Below are 20,790 nucleotides of genomic sequence, written 5' to 3'. Positions count from 1 at the left end.
CGTGCGCACCGTGACGAGACTGGCCGGGTTCGCCGTCGGCCTGGCGGCGATCTTCGGCACGACGTACGGGATCGGCCGGGTGGTCGACAGCGCCCCGGTGGTCGAGGGCCGGCACGACGGCGACGCCGCCCATGCGACGGGCGAGCACGACGAGACGGGCGACCGGCTCCCCGGCGGGCTGCTCGTCTCCGAACGCGGCTACACCCTCGAACCGGTCGACGCCCCGGCCGGCGAGTTCGCCTTCCGGATCGCCGGCCCGGACGGCCGCCCGGTCACCCGGTACGACGTGGCGCACGACAAGCAGATGCACCTGATCGTCGCCCGTCGGGACCTCTCCGGCTTCCGTCACGTCCACCCCGAGCTGGCCCCGGACGGCACCTGGCGGGTCGACACCCCGCTGGCCGGTGCCGGGCAGTGGCGGGCGTTCGCCGACTTCACCCCGACCGGGGGCGAGCCGCTGACCCTCGGCGTGGACGTGACAGTCCCCGGCGAGTTGACCGAACGGCCGTTGCCCGCCCCGGCGACCAGCACCACAGTCGACGGCTACACGGTCACCCTGACCGGTGCGCCGCAGCCCGGCCGCACGTCGTCGCTGACCCTGACCGTCAGCCGGGACGGGCAGCCGGTCACCGACCTGGAGCCCTACCTGGGCGCGTACGGGCACCTGGTGGCACTGCGTCGGGGTGATCTGGCATACCTGCACGTGCACCCGGACGGAACGCCCGGCGACGGGCGCACCCGGCCCGGTCCGGCCGTCACCTTCCTCGCCGAGGTGCCCTCGGCCGGCAGTTACCGGCTCTACCTCGACTTCAAACACGGCGGGCGGGTGCACACCGCCGAGTTCACAGTGGTCGCCGGCGCTGCCCCGGCCGGAGAGGCCCCCACCCCGAGCGGGCCCGCACCGACCGGCGGGGCCGACCACGGCACCCCCGGGCACGGACACAACTGACGGGACCAGACGATGACCACCACCAGCAGACCGCTCCCCGAGGCACCGAACCGGATCGAACTGGCGATCGGCGGGATGACCTGCGCCGCGTGCGCCGCCCGGATCGAGAAGAAGCTCAACCGGATGGACGGGGTGAGCGCCACCGTCAACTACGCCACCGAGAAGGCGACAGTCCGGTACGCCGACGGCGTCACGCCGGACGACCTGATCGGGACGGTGCAGAAGACCGGTTACACGGCGGCGCTGCCGGCCCCGCCCAGCGCGGAACCTCCGGTGGACCCGTTGCGGGGGCCGCGTACCCGGCTCTGGGTGTCGGTGGCCCTGAGCGTGCCGGTGGTCCTGCTGGCCATGGTCCCGGCCTGGCAGTTCGACTACTGGCAATGGTTGTCGCTGACCCTGGCCGCCCCGGTGGTGGTCTGGGGTGGGCTGCCGTTCCACCGGGCTGCCTGGACCAACCTGCGGCACGGCGCGGCGACCATGGACACCCTGGTGTCGCTCGGCACCCTGGCCGCGTTCGGTTGGTCGCTCTGGGCGCTCTTCCTCGGTGACGCGGGGATGCCCGGCATGACGCACCCGTTCCGCTTCGACATCACCCGGACCGACGGCGCCGGCAACATCTACCTGGAGGCGGCCGCCGGGGTCACAGTGTTCATCCTGGCCGGTCGCTACTTCGAGGCCCGGTCCAAGAGGACGGCCGGCGCCGCCCTGCGTGCCCTGCTCGACCTCGGCGCCAAGGACGTGACGGTGCTGCGTGACGGCGTGGAGACCCTGATCCCCGTGGACCGGCTCGCCGTCGGTGACCGGTTCGTGGTCCGCCCCGGGGAGAAGATCGCCACCGACGGAGTGGTCGACGAGGGCACCTCCGCTGTCGACGCCAGCATGCTCACCGGTGAGTCGGTGCCGGTCGAGGTCGCTCCGGGTGACGGCGTGGTCGGCGCCACGATCAACGCGGGTGGGCGGCTGATCGTCACCGCCACCCGGGTCGGCGCGGACACCCAGCTCGCCCGGATGGCCGACCTGGTGGAGCAGGCGCAGAGCGGCAAGGCGGCAGTGCAGCGGCTGGCGGACCGGATCTCCGGGGTCTTCGTGCCGATCGTCATCACCCTCGCCGTCGGCACGCTCGGCTGGTGGCTCGGCACCGGGGCCGGCCCGACCGCCGCGTTCACCGCCGCCGTGGCCGTGCTGATCATCGCCTGTCCGTGCGCGCTCGGCCTGGCCACCCCGACCGCGCTGCTGGTCGGCACCGGTCGGGGCGCCCAGCTCGGCGTGCTGATCAAGGGCCCGGAGGTGCTGGAGTCGACCCGCCGGGTGGACACCGTGGTGCTCGACAAGACAGGCACCGTGACGACCGGCCGGATGACACTGGTGGACGTGGTGCCGGCGAGCGGTGTGGACCGGGCCGAGCTGCTCCGGCTCGCCGGGGCGGTGGAGGCCGCCTCCGAGCACCCGATCGCCCGTGCGGTAGCGACCGCTGCCACCGACGCGGGCGCGCTGCCCCCGGTGACCGCCTTCGGCAACCTCGAAGGGCTGGGAGTGGCCGGCACCGTCGACGGGCGAGCCGTGCTGGTCGGCCGGGTCCGGCTGCTGCGCGAGCGTGAGATCGAGGTACCGCCGGAGGTCGAGTGGGCAGTACGCGACGCGGAGGCCGCCGGCCGTACGGCGATCGTCGCCGGCTGGGACGGACGGGCCCGGGGCGTGCTCACTGTCGCCGACGTGGTCCGGCCGACCAGCCGGGCGGCGGTGGCCCGGCTGCGCGGGCTGGGGCTGACTCCGGTCCTGCTGACCGGGGACAACACCACTGTGGCTCGCGCGGTCGCCGCCGAGGTGGGCGTCGACGAGGTGGTCGCCGAGGTGCTGCCGGCCGGGAAGGTCGACGTGATCAAGCGGCTCCAGGCCGAGGGGCGGTCGGTGGCGATGGTCGGTGACGGGGTCAACGACGCCCCGGCGCTGGCCCAGGCCGACCTGGGGCTGGCCATGGGCACCGGCGCCGACGTGGCGATCGAGGCTGCCGACCTCACTCTCGTCCGGGGCGACCTGGACGCGGCGGTGGACGCCATCCGGTTGTCCCGGCGCACGCTCGGCATCATCCGGGGCAACCTGTTCTGGGCGTTCGGCTACAACGTGGCGGCCCTGCCGTTGGCCGCCGCCGGGCTGCTCAACCCGATGATCGCCGGTGCCACGATGGCGCTGTCCTCGGTCTTCGTGGTGGCCAACAGCCTGCGGTTGCGTCGCTTCCGTTCGGCCGCTGCCGATCTGTGACGACGGTAATGGTTGGGCCGGTGACGACGGGGGTACCTCTGTGGTCGTAGCGAAGCTTGCAATGCTTGCAATGGAGGTTGGCAATGGGTATCGACGACAAGATCAACAACGCCACCGAGGACGCGACCGGCAAGCTGAAGGAAGGCGCCGGTCGGGCCACCGACAACGAGCAGCTGGAGGCGGAGGGTCGCGCTGACCAGTCCACCGCCAAGCTCAAGCAGGCTGGCGAGAAGATCAAGGACGCCTTCAAGAGCTGACGTACGACGTACCTCGCGCGCCGGGCCGGTGATCATCACCGGCCCGGCGTGCTGTGTGTCCGGCCTCTTTCGCCGACCCTGAGATCCCCCTGATTCCGCTTTCCGTCCGCACCGCCGCGCGCCGGCACCTGCTAACTTTCCTTGGCATGTGCAAGGGCTGGTTATGAGCACCGCCTCGCCGCCGACCGGCGACGACCTAGTCCGGGTGCTGGCCACCCTGGCCAACCCGCACCGGCTGCGGGTCGTCGCCGCGCTGGCCCGCGAGCGTGCATACGTCAGCGGGCTGGCCCGGCAACTGGGCATCAGCCGAGCGCTGTTGCAGGTCCACCTACGGAAGCTGGCGGCGGCCGGGCTGGTCACCGCCCGCCTGGAGTTGTCGGAGGACGGGAAGGCCATGAACTACTACGAGGTGGAGCCGTTCGTGCTCACACTCACCCCCGCGGTCATCGCGGCGGCGGTCGAGACGCTGACAGTGCCCGAATCGGGCGAGCAGCCGGGAGCACAGCGATGAGCGAGCACGACTGGACCGAGGTGGTCGGCGCGGTCGGCATCTTCGCCTTCCTGATCAGCGTGGTCACTGTGACAGTCGTGCAGCTCGCCAAGACCCGGCGGGCCCGGTACGAGGCGGCGCGGGCGGACGACTACCGCCGGCTCGCCGAGACCGCCGCGCAGGCCCAGGCGGAGAACGCCCGACTGCTCGCGGCGATGGACGGTCGGCTGGGCGGGATGGAGACCCGGATGACCACGCTCGAACGCGTCCTGCGCGAGGTCGACTGACCCGGCGGACGAGAGAGGCCCCGGGCCGTCGAGCGGCTACTCGACGGCCCGGGTGGAAGCAGCATCACCTCGCCCAGTGGGCGAGTTTCACCGGCAACGCTCCTTCGAGGAGAGGACAGCACCTCATGCTGCGCGTACGCAAATCCGCAGTCGGCTGGGCCGTCGCCCTGGCCCTCACGGCAGCCGGCTTGACCCCGGCGAGCCCGGCCGCCGCCCGACCACAGCCCGCCCCGACGATCGATTGGCGGCCCTGCGCCGAGGACGGCAGCGCCGAGTGCGGCACCCTGTCGCTGCCGGTGGACTGGAACCGACCCGGGGGTGAGCGCTTCGACCTGTCGTTGGCCCGCCGGGTCGCCAAGCCGGCCACCCGGGAAGGCGCGCTGGTCTTCGGCCCCGGCGGGCCGGGCGACAGCGGTGTCGACCGGGTGGTGAACGGCAGCTCCCGGTTCAGCGCCGACCTGCGTGCCCGGTTCGACATCGTCAGCTTCGACCCGCGCGGCACCGGCGGCAGCCACCCGGTGGTCTGTGCCCGGGACCTGCTCGCCCGGCAACCGCAACTGATCGCCGACCAGGCCCAGTTCGACGCCGTGCTGGCCAACAACGCGCTGCTGCGCGCCGACTGCCGGGCCCGCACCGGGGCGCTCTACGACCACGTCGACACCACCAGCGCCGCCCACGACCTGGACGCGGTCCGCGCGGCGCTCGGCGAACGGCAGTTGACCTTCCACGGCAGCTCGTACGGCACCCTGCTCGGGCAGCGGTACGCCGAGCTGTACCCCGACCGGGTCCGGGCCATGGTGCTGGAGGCCACGATGGACCACAGCGTCGGCACCCGGGCCTTCCTGGACAGCCAGGCCCTCGCCGGGGAGGGCGCGTTCGACGAGTTCGTCGCCTGGTGTGACCGGTCCACGGCCTGTGCCCTGCACGGCCGGGACTTCCGGACGATCTGGGCCGGGCTGCACGCGCGGGCCGAGCGCGGCCTGCTGACCGACCCGAAGCGGCCCGGGGTGGTGCTGACCCCATTCGAGTTGAGCCGGCTCACCCACAAGGATTTCTACGACACCTGGCGGTGGCCGGGGCTGGCCGAGTGGCTGGGCACGATGGATGCCGCCACCGCCCTGCGAAGTGGCGTCCCGTCGACCGGCGACGCCGTGGCTCCGTACCCCTTCGCGGTTTTCTGTCAGGACTGGAGCCTGCCGGTGCGTGACTACCGGGAGTACGTCGGACATCTGCGCCGGGTGGCCCGACTCGCGCCGGACCTGCGCTACCCGCCGGCGCTGTTCGCCCTGGTCACCTGCCTGGGCACACCGACGCCGGTGGCCAACCCGCAGCATCGGCTACGGGTCCACACCGACGTGCCGCTGCTGCTCGCCGCCACAGTGCACGACCCGGCCACGGGCTACGACTGGGCGCGCACCGTGGCGCGACAGTTGGGCCGGCGCGGCGCGGTGCTCACCTACCAGGGGTGGGGGCACGGCAGCTACAGCAGCGGCCCGTGCGTGCAACGAGCCGTCGACTCGTACCTGATCGACCAGGTGGTACCCGCCCGGGGTGCCAGCTGCCCGGCCGTCGAACCCGAGGTGTGACCGCCGCTGCCGGCCGCCGGGACGCCCGGCGGTCGGCAGCGGTGTGCTCAGGGGCGTCGGGTGGCGCGCACGACCACGTCGTGCAGCGGCACCTCTCGGCCCGGCATCGTGCGGCGGTGCTCCTCGGCGGTGACGATCTCCCAGGTGCTGCTGTCCAGGCCGGCGGTGATGTCCGCGAGGGTGACCGATGCCTCGTCCGGCGGGTGCCCGTGCCCAGACCCGTGCCCAGACCCGTGCCCAGACCCGTGCCCATGTCCGTGCCCTGGCGCGGTGGCTTCCGAGGTGTGCAGATGCCCGACGATCAGGAGGGTGCCGCCGGGGGCCACCCAGCCGGCGACGCGGTCGTAGAAGGCCAACTGCGGCATCTCAGGGTGCGCGTAGTGCGTCGTGACCAGGTCGAACCGCGTCTCCGGGGCCCAGGTCGTCAGGTCCGCCTCCACCCACCGCACTCGATCGGAGACCCCGCTCTCCGCCGCGCGTTCGGCGGCTCGGGCGAGCGCAACGGATGAGATGTCGACGGCGGTGACCTGCCAGCCGTGGGCGGCGAGCGAGATCGCCTCGGCGCCGGTGCCGCACCCGGCGTCCAGCACCGAGCCCGGCGCGAGGGCGCCGACCTCCCGGGCCAGGTACGGGTGCGCGGGGCTCGTGCTCATCGCGCCGGGACGGTCGTGGTGCGCCTGGTGCCAGTGCCGTTCCCAGTAGTCCTTGTCGAACTCGTGCTGCTCGGTCATCTGTGCCTGCTCCTTCGCGCGTCGCCCACGACTGTGACCGGCGACCGGGCGATGCGCAAAGATTGTTGCCAAAACGGCAACACGACGTGGGCTCACTCCTGCCCGGTCAGCCGAGCCGCCCGTACCTCCAGGTAGCGCTGCTCGGGCCGACTCGTGGTGCCCCTCGCCGCCACCAGGTACGCCTCCCGCGCCGCACCGACCTCCCCGGCCAGCTCCAACAGGTGAGCCCGGACGGCGGCCAGCCGGTGGTGCCCGGCCGTGCGGTCGTCGGCGTCCAGCGGCGTGAGCAGGGCCAGCCCGGCCCGGGGGCCGTCGACCATTGCCACCGCCACCGCCTGGTTGAGGGTGACCATCGGGTTCGGCGCGATCCGGGCCAGCAGTCGGTAGAGCGCCACGATCTGCCGCCAGTCCGTCTCCGCCGCCGTCGACGCCTCCGCGTGCACAGCGGCGATCGCCGCCTGGAGCTGGTACGGGCCGGGTGGCGACCAGGTCAGCGCCTCGGTGATCAGCGCTACCCCCTCCGCGATGGCGGCGGCGTCCCACCGGGAACGGTCCTGCTCGGCGAGGGGCACCAACTCGCCGTCCGGCGCCACCCGGGCCGCCCGGTGCGCGTCGGTCAGCAGCATCAGCGCCAGCAGCCCGGTCACCTCGCCGTCGTCGGGCAGCAGCCCGCGCAGGACGCGAGCCAGCCGGATCGCCTCGCCGGTCAGTTCGGCCCGCCGCAGGTCCGGGCCACTGGACGCGGTGTAGCCCTCGTTGAAGATCAGGTAGAGCACCCGCAGCACAGTTCCCAGCCGCTCGCCCCGCTCCGCCGGCCCCGGCATGGTGAACCGTGCCCCGGCAGCCTCGATCCGCTGCTTGGCGCGCCGGATCCGTTGACTCATCGTCGCCTCGGGCACCAGGTGCGCCCGGGCGATCTGGGCGGTGCTGAGACCGCCGACCGCTCGCAGGGTGAGCGCCACCTGCGCCGATCCGGGCAGCGCCGGGTGGCAGCAGAGGAACAGCAGCGTGAGGGTGTCGTCGTCGGCCGGAACGGCGGGCTCCGCGTCCGCCGCGGGCGCCACCCCCGCGTACGCCGGCTCGCGCCGCGCCACCGCCACCTCGCGGTCCCGGCGCGCGCTCTCGCTGCGCCACTCGTCGGTGAGCCGGCGGGTGGCCACTGTGAGCAGCCAGGCGCGCGGATTGTCCGGTACGCCCTGCCCGGGCCACTGCGTCGCGGCGGCGAGCAGTGCCTCCTGGACCGCGTCCTCGCACCTGTCGAACTGCCCGTGCCGACGGACCAGCAGGCCGAGGACCTGCGGCGCGAACGTGCGCAGCAGATCCTCGACCGTCCGGTCCCCGGTCACATCTCCGTCCCGGCCTCGTCCATGATCGGGCGGACCTCCATCGCGCCGCCGTACCGGACGTCCGGCCAGCGGGCGGCGATCTCGGCAGCCCGCTGCGGGCTGTCGCAGTCGACGGCCAGGTAACCGGCGAACTGCTCCTTGCTCTCCATGAACGGGCCGTCGAGGACCTCGGGGCTGCCGTCCACGAGCCGGACCGTCAACGTCTGCGACGGATTGGCCAACGCCTGGCCACCGATCAGCTCGCCCGTCTCGGTCAGCTCCTTCATGATCTCGTCGACCTCACCGAAGAGGGCGGTGCGCTCCTGCTCGCTCAGCTCCTCGGTGAAGCCGGGCCGGTTCCAGATCAGCAGCATGTACTTCACGGCGATTGCTCCTCAGGCTCTGGTCGCACCCCGATCGGGGCGCGACTCACCGGAGGGTCGGAGCCGTTCCCCCGATCCCTACCGCGTACCGAAGAAAATCGCAGAAACATCCGCCGGGGGCGTTCCCACGCCGGATGCGTCAGCGCGGATCGGGTCGGCCGGGCACCTGGCGGGGCTTCCGGGCGCCGCCGACGTCCAGCGAAGCCCGGTCGGCGGCCGAGGTGCCCGACGACCAGCCCTCGGCGTCACGCACGCTGAGCCGGTGCCGGGTGACGCCGGGGAAGAGCGTGTCCAACCGCTCCCGGACGGCCTCGCCCCGCGCCGCGAGCACCGGCAACAGCCGTTCCGCCCCGGCGGTCTCGGCCGCCGCCTGATCCGCCGCGTCTGTCGCCGCCTCGGTGGCCGTCCGCAGCCGCTCGCCGATCCGCAGCGCGAACGCGTTGAGGAAGGACTCGTCCCAGACCTTCGTCCGTCGCCCCGACCCCGGCCGGCGCTCGGCGCGCCCCCGCAGCATCGCCGCGGTGGCCTGGACCAGCAGCGACGTGTAGAGCAGCTCCACCGCCACCAGATCGGCCGGCCAGCCCAGCACTGTGGCGAAGCCGAGATCGTCGGACCAGACCGCCTCGCACCGGTTCGCCGCCGCCACCTCCTGCACCAGCAGCGCCTTCGCGCCCGCGTACGGGGTGTCGGTGCTCAGGCGCACGCCACCGGGCAGGTCCCCGCGCTCCGACCCGGCCGCCAGCAGCGCCTCGTCGATGCTGTGCCGGGCGATCAGCTCCTGGGCCTTCCCGGTCAGCGCCTCCGCCTCCGCCGGGAAGGTGGTCGACTCGGCCTTCGCCAGCAGCGCCCGCACCCGGTCCAGCATCGGCGACCCGCTGCGCGCCGTGCCGCCCGTGCGGGGCAGTGCCGCGCCGCTCGTGCCCGGCGGTGGGCGCAGCACCGCGATCGGCGGCAGGCTCTCCACCAGCGCGAGAGTGTCCACTGCCGCGCGGAGCGCGTCGGCCCGGTCCAGACCCTCCCGGATGGCCCAACCGGCAAACACGCTGCCGTCGGCACCGCCCTCGGTGACCGCCAGATCGCTCAGCTGGTCGTCCCACCAGGCCGGGACCGGCTCGGCCTGGTCACGCCGCTGGGCGGCCATCGCGGCACGGACCAGCCGCGCCGCGCGGGCGTCGAGCCGTCGGCCGGTGATCCGGTCCACGTCGACCGGCTGCCAACCGCGCGGCCAGAGCCGGCCGAGGCCGCGGACCAGGCGACGCAGCAGAGCCGCGTCCACCGCCGTGGTGCCGTCCGCGGCGCCGTTGCCGACCATCAGTTGGTCCAGCTGCCGTTCGGCCTGCCGTACGTCAGTGCCGCGCACCGCCGCGAGTGCGTTGGCGACGAGTTCGTCCGCGTCCGGCACGGGCACCTCCTTCTCGGGATCTGGCTGTCACTGCCCCTCCAGGCTCCATGATCATGCCGTCAGTGGCCCGGGAGTCACGAAACGGGGATGTCGCCGACCCCATTCGGCCTTGATCGACACGGGTTTCCGGAAGTCGGGGTGTCCGACCTGGCGGGACGCCCCGACTTCCTTGACCCCGTGTTGATCACCGCGGGTCTGGCCGGCCTGGCTGATCTGGCCCGGCATGTTTCATGCGGTTCGGGGTATTTCCGACCCGATCCAAGCTGACTGCGAGGTGTGTGGTGGTCGATTCGAGCCTGCCGAGGACCCGTACCGCCGACGGTCGTTCCTCCACCCTCGTCGGCGTCCTGATCGGCATCGCGATCATGGCCGCGGTGGACGAGATCGTCTTTCACCAACTTCTCGCCTGGCACCACTTCTACGACCGCTCCACCCCGTCGGTGGCACTGCTCTCGGACGGGCTGCTGCACGCCGCCGAGGTGATCGCCCTGGTCGGTGGGTTCTTCTGGTTCGCCGACCTGCGTCGACGGCATGCCCTGGCGAGCCGGCTGGCCTGGGGTGGCTTCCTGCTCGGCGCCGGAGGATTCCAGCTCTTCGACGGGCTCGTCGACCACAAGGTGCTCCGGCTGCACCAGATCCGCTACGGCGTACACCTGGTGCCGTACGACGTGGTCTGGAACGTGGCCGGCGCGGTGCTGCTGCTGGCCGGCGTCGCCGTCCTGTGGCGGGCCCGGTCCCCCCGCCCCGGGCCCCGATGACGGTGGTCGGGCCGCTGGCGCACGCCGGGCACGCTGCGGCCGGGCCGACCTGGTTCCCGCTGTTCCCGGTCGCGTTGTTGGCGGTCGTCTACGTGCTGGCCGCCGTCCGGGACTCGCGGGGTTGGGACCACCGACGCACCGCCTCCTGGCTGGTCGGCTGCGCCCTGCTGGCGGTCGCCGTCGGGCCACTGGCCCAACTCCCCGACAACCCGAGCGGGCACATGGCGCAGCACCTGCTGCTCGGCATGCTGGCACCGCTGGGGCTGGTGCTCGCCGCCCCGGTGACGCTGCTGCTGCGGGTCGCGCCGCCGCCGGTACGCCGAGCGGTCGGCCGGCTGCTGCGCGCCCGCCCACTGCACCTGCTCGCCCACCCGGTCACCGCCGCGCTGCTGACCACCGGCGGGTTGGCGTTGGTGCTGCTCACCCCGCTGTACGCGGCGGCCGAACGGCAACCCGTCCTGCACCACGCCGTGCACCTGCACTACCTGGCCGCCGGGTACCTCTTCGCCTGGTCGTTGGCCGGGCCGGACCCGGCGCCGCGTCGCCCCGGACTGGCGGTACGGGTCGGCGCGTTACTGGCCGCGTCGGCTGGCCACGCCGTGCTGGCCAAGTACCTGTACGCCCAGGCCGAAACCCTCCCGCCGGGCCTCACCGATCGGGACCCGGAAGCGTTCCGCTCGGCCGCCCAACTCATGTACTACGGCGGCGACCTGGCCGAGCTGCTGCTGGCCGTAGCCCTCTTCGCCACCTGGTACCACTCCCGCCGCCCCCGCCCCCGCCCGTCCCCATCTCCGTTGATCAAGAGATCTGCGTCAGCGGAGGGCGAGCCCTTGACGCGAAACTCCTGATCAACACCACGGTGGTTTGTGCGTGGCGCACAAACCGCTGCTAACCTGGGTGATGCAGGAGGCCCTCGGTCGAGGGTTCCCGCAGCCGCCTTAGGGCCCGCTCACGCGGGCCCTTCGTGCATCTGGCGAGCCGTGGGCGACCAGCACCATGAGTGGTACCGCCTCTGCTCGACCCAGGACCAAAGCTTCTCGTTCGCCGCCGCCTCGCGTGGATCGTGACCCGTGCCGTTGGCCATCCGGCGATACAGGAAGGTCACTAGATCCACGGCCTGTACCAGCCGCGAGGCGTGCGACGGGGCGAAGTGCAACGTGTCGACGATCCGGGTGAGCCGTCGTGATCGATAGCCTCCGGTGCCGTCGACGCGGTAACGGCTCAGGTCAGAGCGGTGAGTCGCCGGGTTGTCCACCTCGTCGGCGATGACCAGAGCGAGTTCCTCGCGCATTGCGGCATAGCCATCGACACGCTCCAGGAGATGCGACAGCACCACCTCGTGTGCAGGTTTCGGGGAGGCATAACGGCGAGCGAGGCCGTGGCGGTCGACCCCGCGCAAGATGATCGTCACGTCGTGCGCGCCGATGGCCTTCATCGCGGCGTTGTAGACGGCGACACGGGCACGGGGTGGCAACCCACTCCAGTGCGCCCGCCCCTGGAAAAGGTCGTACCCGTGCAGCTCGGACTCCGCGTTGACGCCGTACGCCTTCGCCGCGTTGAGCACGACCTCGTCGAGGGCGGTGCTCAATGGGATGGCCACGTTGTCGGGAACCATCAGTGCGCCCATCCAGTACCACCGGTCGGTGTACGACTCGTCCAGATAGGTGAGCAGTACCCACAAAGGATAGGACGTCGCTACACGCCGTGGTCGGCTCGACGCGCCCCTGCCGACGGGCGCGATACGCCACTAACCACCTCGCTGATCCGGCCAGTTGGTGAGGATGTCCTCTACCGGGAGGACGTCCTGCTCCGGATCTGGTGCCGGGGTTGGGCGGTCGGTCGGCGTGCGGTCGAAGCGGGGTGCGGGGGCCGGCTGGATCTCGCCGCCCACCTCGACGAACGTGCCCCGGGCCGCGTTGTGCGGGTGCGCGTGCGCCTCGCCGGGGGCGAGCACCGGCGCGACGCAGGCGTCCAGGTCGGCGAAGACCGCCGTCCACTCGTCCCGGGTGCGCTCGGCGAACCGCACGGTGAACCGGCGGCGCAGCTCGTCCCAGCCGCTCGGGTCGTACTGGGCGGGCAGGTCCGGGTCGTCGGCGAGGCCGAGGCCGCTGAGCAGTACGGCGTAGAAGGCCGGTTCCATAGCGCCGACCGCCATGAATCCACCGTCGGCGGTGGCGTACGTGTCGTAGAACGGCGCCCCGCCGTCGAACATGTTGCGCCCCCGCGGGGCGGCCCACAGGCCGGTGCCGAGCAGCCCGTGCAGGAACGAGGTGAGCAGCGCCGAGCCGTCCACCATCGCCGCGTCGATCACCTGGCCGAAGCCGGAGCGCTCCCGCTCCAGCAGCGCGGCAAGCACCCCGACGGCGAGCAGCATGCCGCCGCCGCCGAAGTCGCCGAGCAGGTTCATCGGCGCGTACGGGCGTTCGCCGGCCCGTCCCAGCGGCTCCAACGCCCCGGCCACCGCGATGTAGTCGATGTCGTGCCCGGCTCGGGCTGCCAGCGGGCCGTCCTGACCCCAGCCGGTCATCCGCGCGTACACCAGTCGGGGGTTGCGGGCCTGGCACACCTCCGGCCCGATGCCGAGCCGCTCGGCCACCCCCGGCCGGTACGCCTCGACCAGCACGTCCGCGCGCTCGGCGAGGCGCAGCAGGTCCGCCACCCCGGCGGGGGACTTCAGGTCCAGCGCGGTGACCCGCCGTCCGCGTTGCAACGGCCCGCTGGTCGGTGCGGCCAGCCGGCCCGCTCCCGGGGCACCCGGCCGGTCCACCCGCACCACGTCCGCGCCGAGGTCGGCGAGCACCATGCAGCCGAACGGCGCCGGGGCGAGGCTGGCCAGCTCGACCACCCGTATCCCGGCCAGCGGCCCGCCGCGTGCCGCCGTCATGCGACGTCAGCCGGTTCGGCCCGAAGGGCGGCGAGCCGGTCGGCCAGGTCGGCGGGGGGCGTGAACCGGTCGCCGTAGCGGTCGGCCAACTCGGTGGCACGGGCCGCGAAGCCGGCTGGGCCGCCCGCGTACTGCCGGACGTAGCGGATCACCCCGCCCGTCCACGCCGGGAAGCCGATGCCGAAGATCGAGCCGATGTTGGCGTCGGTCTCGGTGCGCAGCACCCCCTCGTCGAGGCAGCGCAGCGCGTCCAGCGCCTCGGCGAAGAGCATCCGCTCCTGGAGGTCGGTGAACGGCACCGCCCGACCCGCGTCGGTGATCAGGTCGGCGAGACCGGGCCACAGCCGGCCTCGGCTGCCGTCGTCGTAGGAGTAGAAGCCGCGTCCGGCGGCGCGTCCCGGCCGGTCGTACGCGTCGACCAGCTCGTCCACCAGGCGGTGCGCCGGCAGCGGGCGGAACTCCTCGCTGGCCGCCTCGAACTGGCGGCGGATCCGCTGGATCAGCGTGAGACTGACCTCGTCGGCCAGCGCCAGCGGCCCGGTCGGGTAGCCGGCCTGAAGGGCGGCCTGCTCCACCGATGCGGCGGGGACACCCTCGGCGACCATGCCGACCGCCTCGTCGATGAACTTGCCGATCACCCGGCTGGTGAAGAAACCCCGGCCGTCGTTGACCACGATCGGGGTCTTGCCGATCCGCCGACCCAGGTCGAACGCGCGGGCCAGCGCCACGTCCCCGGTCCGCTCGCCCACCACGATCTCCAGCAGCGGCATCCGGTCCACCGGAGAGAAGAAGTGCATGCCGATGAAGTCCGCCGGCCGGTCCACGCCGGCGGCCAGGCCGGTGATCGGCAGGGTGGAGGTGTTGGAGGCGAGCAGCGCGTCGGGCGCCAGGACGGGCAGCACCTCGGCGAAGACCTGTTGTTTCAGCGCCGGGTCCTCGAAGACCGCCTCGATGACCGCGTCGCAGCCGGCCAGCGCGTCCACCTGGTCGGCGGTGATGATCCGGTCCAGTACGGCGCGGGCGTCCGCCTCGGTAGTGCGACCCTTGCGTACCGCGCGGGCAAGTAGCCGTTCGGCGTGCTCCCGGGCCCGGCCGGCGGCCTCCGGCGTGACGTCCTTGACCACGACGTCCAGCCCGGCTTTGGCGCAGGCGTACGCGATGCCCGCGCCCATCATCCCGGCCCCGAGGACCGCCACCCGGCGTACCGGTGCGGCGTCCACATCGGCCGGTCGGGCCGCGCCACCGTTGACGGCCTTCAGGTCGAAGAAGAACGCACCGATCATGTTCTTGGCGGCCTGCCCGGTGAGCAGCCCGATCAGGTGCCGGGTCTCCACGGTCAGGGCGGTCTCCAGGTCGACCTGGGCGCCCTCGACGGCGGCGGCCAGGATCGCCTCGGGCGCGGGTAGCCGGGCACCCTTGAGCTGCTTGCGCAGCGTCGCCGGGAAGGCGGGCAGTTGTGCGGCCAGCGAACGGCTGGCGGGGGTGCCGCCGGGCATCCGATAGTCCGGCCGGTCCCACGGCTGTGTCGGGCGCGGGTTCGCCGCGATCCAGGCCCGCGCCCGGTCCAGCAGCTCGGTGGGCGTGGCGACCACCTCGTCGACCAGCCCGGCCGACAGGGCATCGGTCGGGCGCATCCGCCGGCCGGTGAGCAGCACTGTGGTCAGCGCGCCGGCCAGGCCGAGCATCCGCACGGTCCGGGTGACACCGCCCGCCCCCGGCAGGAGGCCGAGAGTCACCTCGGGCAGCCCGAGCCGGCTGCCGGGCGCGTCCAGTGCGATCCGGTGGTGGCAGGCGAGCGCGATCTCCAGGCCACCGCCGAGCGCGGAGCCGTTGACAGCGGCGACCACCGGTCGGCCCAGCGTCTCCAGCCGGCGCAGGTCCCGCTTGATGGTGCCGAGCAGCTCGGCCAGGTTGGGCGCGTCGGCGCGGGTGGCCCGGATCATCTCGGGCAGGTCGCCGCCGGCGAAGAAGGTCGACTTCGCGCTGGTCACGATGACGCCGACAAGATCGCTCTCGGCCTCCAGCCGGTCCATCACGGCGCTCATCGAGGCGGCGTACGCCCGGTTCATGGTGTTTGCGGACTGGGTGGGGTCGTCCAGTGTGAGCGTGACGATGCCGTCGGCGCCGCTGTCGTACCGGATGGTGTTGGTCATTGTCGTCCTCCGGATCAGCAGCGCTCGAGAACGGTGGCGACGCCCATGCCGCCGCCGATGCAGAGGGTCACCACGGCGCGGCGCAGGTCGCGGCGCTCCAACTCGTCCAACGCCGTACCGAGCAGCATCGCTCCGGTCGCGCCGAGCGGATGGCCGAGCGCGATCGCGCCGCCGTTGACGTTCACCCGGTCCGGGTCGAGGCCCAGGTCGCGGACGTACTTGAGCACCACAGCGGCGAACGCCTCGTTGATCTCGAACAGGTCGATGTCGTCGACTGTCAGCCCGGCGACGGCGAGCGCCTTGTGGGTGGCCGGGATCGGGCCGGTCAACATCAGCGTCGGGTCCGCGCCGGTGACCGCCGCGCCGACGATCCGGGCGCGCGGGGTGAGGCCGAGATCCCGACCAACCCGCTCCGAACCGATCAGCGCCAGCGCCGCGCCGTCCACGATGCCTGACGAGTTGCCCGCGTGGTGGACGTGCTCGATGGCCTCCAGCCAGTGGAACTTCTGCAACGCGACAGCGTCGAAGCCAGCCGCCTCACCCATGGTGGCGAAGGACGGGGTGAGCTTGGCCAGAGCCTCCCGGGTGGTCTCCGGGCGCGGGTGCTCGTCGACGGTGAGGATGTCCAGCCCGTTGCCGTCGCGGACCGGCACCACGGAGCGGGCGAAGTACCCGCCGGCCCACGCCTTGGCGGCCCGCTCCTGCGACCGCAGCGCGTAGCCGTCCACGTCGTCGCGGGTGAAGCCCTCCAGGGTGGCGATCAGGTCCGCGCTGACGCCCTGCGGCACGAACGACGTGGCCAGCGCGGTCTGCGGATCGGTGGCCCAGGCCGCGCCGTCGGAGCCCATCGGCACCCGGGACATCGACTCGACCCCGCCGGCGAGCAGCAGATGCTCCCAACCGGAGCGGATCCGCGCGGCGGCGGAGTTGACCGCCTCCAACCCGGAGGCGCAGAACCGGTTGAGCTGCACCCCGCCCACCTGGTCGGGCAGCCCGGCCAGCAGCGCGGCGGCCCGGGCCAGGTCGCCGCCCTGCTCGCCGACCGGGGTCACGATGCCGAGCAGCAGATCCTCCAGCCGGCTGACGTCCAGGCCGGGGTTGCGCTCCCGCAACGCGTCGATCAGGCCGACCACCAGGGAGATGGGCTTGACCCCGTGCAGCGCGCCGGTGTCCCGGCCGCGTCCGCGCGGGGTGCGGACCGCGTCATAGACGTACGCCTCAGAGAGCACGGGCGATCAACTCCTTCATGATCTCGTTGGTGCCGCCGTAGATCTTCTGGACGCGGGCGTCGGCGTACATCCGGGCGATCGGGTACTCCGTCGTGTAGCCGTAGCCGCCGAAGAGCTGAAGGCATCGGTCGACGACCTCACACTGCCCGTCCGTGAGCCATGACTTCGCCATCGCCGCCGTGGAGACGTCCAGGTCGCCACGCGTGTGTCGGACGATGCAGTCGTCCAGGAAGACGCGGCTGACCCGGGCGCGGGTGGCGCACTCGGCGAGCACCATCCGGGTGTTCTGGTGACCCATCAGGGTCTTGCCGAAGGCGGTGCGCTCCTTGGCGTACGCGACCGTCAGCGCAACGGCCCGTTCCATGGCGGCCACCGCGCCGACGCCGATGACCAGCCGTTCCTGCGGAAGCTGCTGCATGAGCTGGATGAAGCCCAGCCCTTCGGCGCCACCGAGCAGGTTGGCCGCCGGCACCCGGAACTCGTCGAAGAACAACTCCGCCGTGTCGTTGGCATGCAGGCCGATCTTGGACAGCAGTCGGCCTCGCCGGAACCCCGCCGGGTCGCCACCCACCTCGCAGACCAGCAGCGACACGCCGGACGCCCGCTGCTCGGGGTCGGTCTTCACGGCCACGATGACCAGATCGGCCAGACCACCGTTGGTGATGAACGTCTTCGCGCCGGTCACCAGATAGTCGTCGCCGTCGCGGACCGCCCGCGTGCGCATCGCCTGAAGATCCGAGCCACCGTCCGGCTCGGTCATCGCGATCGCGCCGACCAGCTCACCGCTGCACAGGCCGGGCAACCAGCGTCGCTTCTGCTCCTCGCTGCCGTACGCCACCAGGTAGCCCGTGACGATGCCACTGTGGACGGCCAGGCCGAGGCTGCTCTCCCCGGCGTACGCCTGCTCGTGCAGCAGCACCGCCTCGTGGGTGAACCCGCCGCCCCCACCGCCGTACTCCTCCGGGACCGACAGGCCGAGCAGCCCCAGCTCACCGGCGCGGCGGTAGTGCTCGCGGTCCGGATGGCCCTGCTCCTGAAGGCGGTCGGCGTGCGGCAACACCTCCTTGGTGAAGAAGGTGCGGGCCAGCTCGGCCAGGTCGTCATGCTCCGGTTCGCGCCACTGTGAGGGGGAGCCGTCGGGCGGGGGGGTCGGCATGTGCACCACCCTCGCGCGCTGTTGGCAGCATGTCAATAAGTCGTGATCGGCTCTCGGCGCCTCGGTCGCCGGGGTGTTCCGGAACCGCAGCCGGCACCGCCGGGCGGGATCCGCCGGGGCTGACTGGGGTTACGGCAGCACCAGATCGCCGGCCCTGGCCTAGACGTCGTCGATCATGAAGTTGTGGTGCGTCACAAAGAGGGAACGCGCGGCCATATCGCCCACCACAACTTCATGATCGACGGTGGTCCGGGCGGCACGCGGGCCGGGAAGGCTGCGCGCCGACGGGGAGGTATCGATCGCCATGGCCGTTTGCGCGGAGATCTTGGACAGTTTCCGTTACGAGCTAACGGAAACTGTCCAAGATTGCGGGAACTCGCCCCGCCGCGAGGCGTGCGCCGTGCGGGGCGCGGGGTTGTGTGGGTGCATCAATCGCGCGAACCCGCTGTTGTCAGACGCCACGGGCGGGCGGCGAGTGGGCGGGCGCCAGGCGGGGCGGGCGAACTACTCGGCCTCGTCGCCGTCGGTGGGGCGCGGCGGGCGGTGCTCGGCGATCCACGCCTCCACATCAGCACGCAGCCAGACCTTCATGCCGCGCAGCTCCTGGTAAGGCTTCGGGAAGCTCGGCCGCATGGCGATCTGCTGGAACCGGCTTCGGGAGACGTTCAGCCGCTGACCGATCTCATACGGCCCCATCAGCTCGCCCGGCCCGTTGTCTCCCACACCTGGAACCTAGGCACGGTCGCCGATCCCCAATCAGGGATCCCCAATTGGGGGTCCCTGAAAGGTTGACTCCCAACCGAAAGTGACTGAGGGTGGTTGGAGTGTGTCGTTGCGCTGCCGGTTGAACGGCGTGCGTGTGGTCAATGGAGGGTGAGCGTGGTGGATCAGGCGACGGAGTTGGCGTGGTTGCGGGAGCGGGTCGGGGGCCTGGAGACAGCGCTGCACTGTGCGCGGAGGGAGTTGTTCGATCTCCGGTGTCGGCTGACGTTGATCGGCCGGGTGGTTCAGGACGCCGACCGGGTGCAGCGAGCGCCCGGGGTGGCCCTGGGTGCGATCAACGCGGCGCTCTACTCCGAGGCGTCCAATCTGCGCCACCTGGGCCGGCACCTGGTCCGGCGTCGCCGGGGCCTGTGGTGATCACTTGATGCTGAGTAGCTCAGCGGCAGCCGTGACGACTACTGAGCATCAAGTGATCAAGGTGAGGAACGGCGGCCGACCGGTGGGCTGTCGATAGGGTCGGGCAGATGAGTGTCGAGACGGCTCCGCGCCGCCGCCGTTTGGAGCCGGACGCCCGGCGTGGGCAGATCCTGGCCTGCGCGGTCCGGCTGTTCGGTGAGCGCCCGTACGTGGACGTGTCGACCACCGACGTCGCCCGCGAGGCAGGTGTCGCTCGCGGCCTGGTCAACCACTACTTCGGTGCGAAGAAGGACCTCTACCTGGAGGTCGTCCGGGTCATGGTGACCATCCCCGAGGTTGCTCTGGAGCGGCTGCCCAAGGGTGATCTCCGGAGCCGGGTCGACGCCAGCGTCACCTGGTTCCTCGACGTGGTTTCCCGGCACAGCACCTCGTGGCTGGCGGCGGTCACCGCCCGGGGGATGGGCGGCGACGCCGACGTGGAGCGGGTGCTCGCCGAGGCCGAGGAGGTCGCCGCGGACCGCATGCTGGTCGCCGTCGGGCTGGCCGGCGAGGCGGAGCACCGCGAGGAGTTGCGCGGGATGGTCCGGGCGTACGGGGGTCTGGCCACCTCGACGGCCCGCGAATGGCTCCAGCGTGGCGCGCTGACCCGCGCCCAGGTGCACCTGCTGCTCACCACGACCCTGCTGACCATCGTCGAACAGGTCATCCCGCAGGTCCTCGCCGACGAAGAACCGACGCGACCAGAGCGCTGAACGCCGGGGCCGTCAAGCGCTGAACGCCGAGGCCGTCAAGCGCTGAACGCCGAGGCCGTCAAGCGCTGAACGCCGGGGCCGCTCAGCGCTGACCGCCGTCCGCCGAAGGGCACCGGCCGCTCAGGCGGCCCGTCGGTCGCGGGCCTGGCCGGTACGAGCCGCCGGTGCGGCCTGGCCGGCATGCGCCGCCGGTGCGGCCTGGCCGGTACGAGCCGCCGGGGCGGCGTACCGGTCGGCGGCCTGCGCCGGATAGGACTCGGGGCGTACCACCCGCAGCGGCCGGTCCACCTCGTCGGCACCGAACCGCCAGCGCGACGGTGTCGGCTGCCGCTGCGGTGCCGGGCCACCGGGGCGCAGCCCGGGCCGGGACAGCAGCACGGTGATCAGGTAGCCGACCACCAGGAAGCCGTGGCTGATCAGCCGTTCCCCGCCCACCGAACCGGTGGCCAGGTCGTTGACCGACAGCAGCAGCAACGTGCCGACGAACGCGCTGAGCATCGGTAGCAGCCCGGCGGGTGGGCTGCGGCGCAGCGCCACGAAGAGGAAGCCCGCGCCCACTGCCACGTTCCACGCCGCCGACTCGTGCCACAGGTGCTGGCCGGTGGGGTGCAGGTGGTCGGCGGTCGCGCCCCGGCCCACCTGGGCCAGGCCGAGCACCAGTTGCACAGCGCCGAGCAGCCCGAGCGCCGACCGCAGGCCGGCGACGAGCGGGCCGCGTCCGAACGCCGCGCGCAACCCGGCGGCGACCCGACCCCGTCCGGGCGCCTTCCGCTGGCCGGCGACCAGCGGGCCGCGCCGCCACCGTGACCGGCGGGCCGGGGCCGCGTTGGCGGCGGCAAGGATCGCCGCCGTCCGGTCGGGCACCTCGACCACCAGTCGGGTACGAACCCGACGGGTCACCGCTGCCGCCGCCGTGAACCAGGCCCGGCACTCGGCACACCCGTCCAGGTGCCCCTGCACCGCCGTCAGTTCGGCGGCGGTCTCCTCCCCGTCCAGCTGCGCGGACAGGACCTCCCGCCACTGCTCACACCCCATGTACCGGTAGTCGC

22 protein-coding genes are annotated in these 20,790 nt (G+C 72.5%); 10 read left to right on the top strand and 12 right to left on the bottom strand.

The window, feature by feature from the left end:
* Position 1 precedes the first annotated feature (1 nt).
* The 6 genes from OG598_RS24190 (at position 2) to OG598_RS24165 (ending at position 5,828) form a co-directional block, all read left to right on the top strand.
* Positions 2 to 949, top strand: a complete 948-nt coding sequence (locus OG598_RS24190; protein WP_328651210.1) for a hypothetical protein — start codon at positions 2 to 4, stop codon at positions 947 to 949.
* A gap of 12 nt (positions 950 to 961) precedes the next feature.
* Positions 962 to 3,208, top strand: a complete 2,247-nt coding sequence (locus OG598_RS24185) for a heavy metal translocating P-type ATPase (protein ID WP_328651209.1) — start codon at positions 962 to 964, stop codon at positions 3,206 to 3,208.
* 83 nt (positions 3,209 to 3,291) lie between these two features.
* Positions 3,292 to 3,465, top strand: a complete 174-nt coding sequence (locus OG598_RS24180; RefSeq protein WP_036390803.1) for a CsbD family protein — start codon at positions 3,292 to 3,294, stop codon at positions 3,463 to 3,465.
* 163 nt (positions 3,466 to 3,628) lie between these two features.
* On the top strand, positions 3,629 to 3,976 hold the full coding sequence (locus OG598_RS24175) for an ArsR/SmtB family transcription factor (RefSeq protein ID WP_210782883.1): 348 nt from the start codon (positions 3,629 to 3,631) through the stop codon (positions 3,974 to 3,976).
* Positions 3,973 to 4,242, top strand: a complete 270-nt coding sequence (locus OG598_RS24170; RefSeq protein ID WP_328651208.1) for a hypothetical protein — start codon at positions 3,973 to 3,975, stop codon at positions 4,240 to 4,242. The genes OG598_RS24175 and OG598_RS24170 overlap by 4 nt, the downstream gene beginning before the upstream one ends.
* Before the next feature lie 125 nt (positions 4,243 to 4,367).
* Complete coding sequence (locus OG598_RS24165) at positions 4,368 to 5,828, top strand: alpha/beta hydrolase (RefSeq protein ID WP_328651207.1); 1,461 nt, start codon at positions 4,368 to 4,370, stop codon at positions 5,826 to 5,828.
* 47 nt (positions 5,829 to 5,875) lie between these two features.
* Here the strand turns inward: OG598_RS24165 and OG598_RS24160 are convergent, their stop codons facing one another.
* The 4 genes from OG598_RS24160 to OG598_RS24145 all read right to left on the bottom strand — a co-directional run bounded on the left by OG598_RS24160 (position 5,876) and on the right by OG598_RS24145 (position 9,669).
* On the bottom strand, positions 5,876 to 6,559 hold the full coding sequence (locus OG598_RS24160) for a class I SAM-dependent methyltransferase (protein ID WP_328651206.1): 684 nt from the start codon (positions 6,557 to 6,559) through the stop codon (positions 5,876 to 5,878).
* A gap of 92 nt (positions 6,560 to 6,651) precedes the next feature.
* Positions 6,652 to 7,905 (bottom strand): RNA polymerase sigma factor, encoded by a 1,254-nt coding sequence (locus tag OG598_RS24155; RefSeq protein ID WP_328651205.1) that lies wholly within the window; start codon positions 7,903 to 7,905, stop codon positions 6,652 to 6,654.
* Positions 7,902 to 8,258 carry a YciI family protein gene (locus OG598_RS24150; protein ID WP_244219096.1) on the bottom strand — a complete coding sequence of 119 codons (357 nt, stop codon included), beginning with the start codon at positions 8,256 to 8,258 and terminating at the stop codon, positions 7,902 to 7,904. Before OG598_RS24150 ends, OG598_RS24155 begins: the two co-directional genes overlap by 4 nt.
* Before the next feature lie 148 nt (positions 8,259 to 8,406).
* Entirely contained in the window at positions 8,407 to 9,669 is a 1,263-nt protein-coding gene (locus OG598_RS24145; protein ID WP_328651204.1) for a DUF2786 domain-containing protein, read from the bottom strand.
* Between the two features lie 281 nt (positions 9,670 to 9,950).
* Here OG598_RS24145 and OG598_RS24140 point away from each other — a divergent pair, with 281 nt between their 5' ends.
* Together OG598_RS24140 and OG598_RS24135 are read left to right on the top strand one after the other, a co-directional pair.
* On the top strand, positions 9,951 to 10,427 hold the full coding sequence (locus tag OG598_RS24140) for a DUF2243 domain-containing protein (protein ID WP_328651203.1): 477 nt from the start codon (positions 9,951 to 9,953) through the stop codon (positions 10,425 to 10,427).
* Positions 10,424 to 11,275, top strand: coding sequence for a cytochrome c oxidase assembly protein (locus tag OG598_RS24135; protein ID WP_328651202.1), 852 nt, complete (start codon positions 10,424 to 10,426; stop codon positions 11,273 to 11,275). Before OG598_RS24140 ends, OG598_RS24135 begins: the two co-directional genes overlap by 4 nt.
* Positions 11,276 to 11,376: 101 nt before the next feature.
* On the opposite strand, the gene OG598_RS24130 is transcribed toward OG598_RS24135, so the two are convergent.
* The 7 genes from OG598_RS24130 to OG598_RS24100 form a co-directional block, all read right to left on the bottom strand.
* On the bottom strand, positions 11,377 to 12,108 hold the full coding sequence (locus OG598_RS24130; protein WP_328651201.1) for a DUF3800 domain-containing protein: 732 nt from the start codon (positions 12,106 to 12,108) through the stop codon (positions 11,377 to 11,379).
* A 66-nt stretch (positions 12,109 to 12,174) separates the two neighbouring features.
* Entirely contained in the window at positions 12,175 to 13,311 is a 1,137-nt protein-coding gene (locus tag OG598_RS24125) for a CaiB/BaiF CoA transferase family protein (protein WP_328651200.1), read from the bottom strand.
* Positions 13,308 to 15,464: a 3-hydroxyacyl-CoA dehydrogenase NAD-binding domain-containing protein gene (locus OG598_RS24120; protein WP_328651199.1), complete on the bottom strand. Its 2,157-nt coding sequence runs from the start codon at positions 15,462 to 15,464 to the stop codon at positions 13,308 to 13,310. The genes OG598_RS24125 and OG598_RS24120 overlap by 4 nt, the downstream gene beginning before the upstream one ends.
* Before the next feature lie 14 nt (positions 15,465 to 15,478).
* On the bottom strand, positions 15,479 to 16,693 hold the full coding sequence (locus OG598_RS24115) for an acetyl-CoA C-acetyltransferase (RefSeq protein ID WP_328651198.1): 1,215 nt from the start codon (positions 16,691 to 16,693) through the stop codon (positions 15,479 to 15,481).
* A complete protein-coding gene (locus tag OG598_RS24110) occupies positions 16,683 to 17,849 on the bottom strand; it encodes an acyl-CoA dehydrogenase family protein (protein WP_328651197.1) in 1,167 nt (388 codons plus the stop codon). Before OG598_RS24110 ends, OG598_RS24115 begins: the two co-directional genes overlap by 11 nt.
* 159 nt (positions 17,850 to 18,008) lie before the next feature.
* On the bottom strand, positions 18,009 to 18,155 hold the full coding sequence (locus OG598_RS24105) for a hypothetical protein (protein WP_328651196.1): 147 nt from the start codon (positions 18,153 to 18,155) through the stop codon (positions 18,009 to 18,011).
* 198 nt (positions 18,156 to 18,353) lie between these two features.
* The gene (locus OG598_RS24100; protein ID WP_328651195.1) at positions 18,354 to 18,572 is read right to left on the bottom strand and encodes a helix-turn-helix transcriptional regulator; all 219 of its coding nucleotides are present in this window, start codon (positions 18,570 to 18,572) and stop codon (positions 18,354 to 18,356) included.
* A 159-nt stretch (positions 18,573 to 18,731) separates the two neighbouring features.
* On the opposite strand from OG598_RS24100, the gene OG598_RS24095 reads away from it, so the two are divergent.
* A complete protein-coding gene (locus OG598_RS24095; RefSeq protein WP_328651194.1) occupies positions 18,732 to 18,989 on the top strand; it encodes a hypothetical protein in 258 nt (85 codons plus the stop codon).
* Positions 18,990 to 19,096: 107 nt separating this feature from the next.
* Positions 19,097 to 19,741: a TetR/AcrR family transcriptional regulator gene (locus OG598_RS24090; protein WP_328651193.1), complete on the top strand. Its 645-nt coding sequence runs from the start codon at positions 19,097 to 19,099 to the stop codon at positions 19,739 to 19,741.
* A 120-nt stretch (positions 19,742 to 19,861) separates the two neighbouring features.
* On the opposite strand, the gene OG598_RS24085 is transcribed toward OG598_RS24090, so the two are convergent.
* The gene (locus tag OG598_RS24085; protein ID WP_328651192.1) at positions 19,862 to 20,776 is read right to left on the bottom strand and encodes a zf-HC2 domain-containing protein; all 915 of its coding nucleotides are present in this window, start codon (positions 20,774 to 20,776) and stop codon (positions 19,862 to 19,864) included.
* Between the last annotated feature and the right edge of the window lie 14 nt (positions 20,777 to 20,790).

The sequence above is a fragment of the Micromonospora sp. NBC_00330 genome, assembly GCF_036136635.1.
Classification (GTDB): Bacteria; Actinomycetota; Actinomycetes; order Mycobacteriales; family Micromonosporaceae; genus Micromonospora; species Micromonospora salmantinae.
This window is presented reverse-complemented; position numbering and strand designations above follow the sequence as displayed.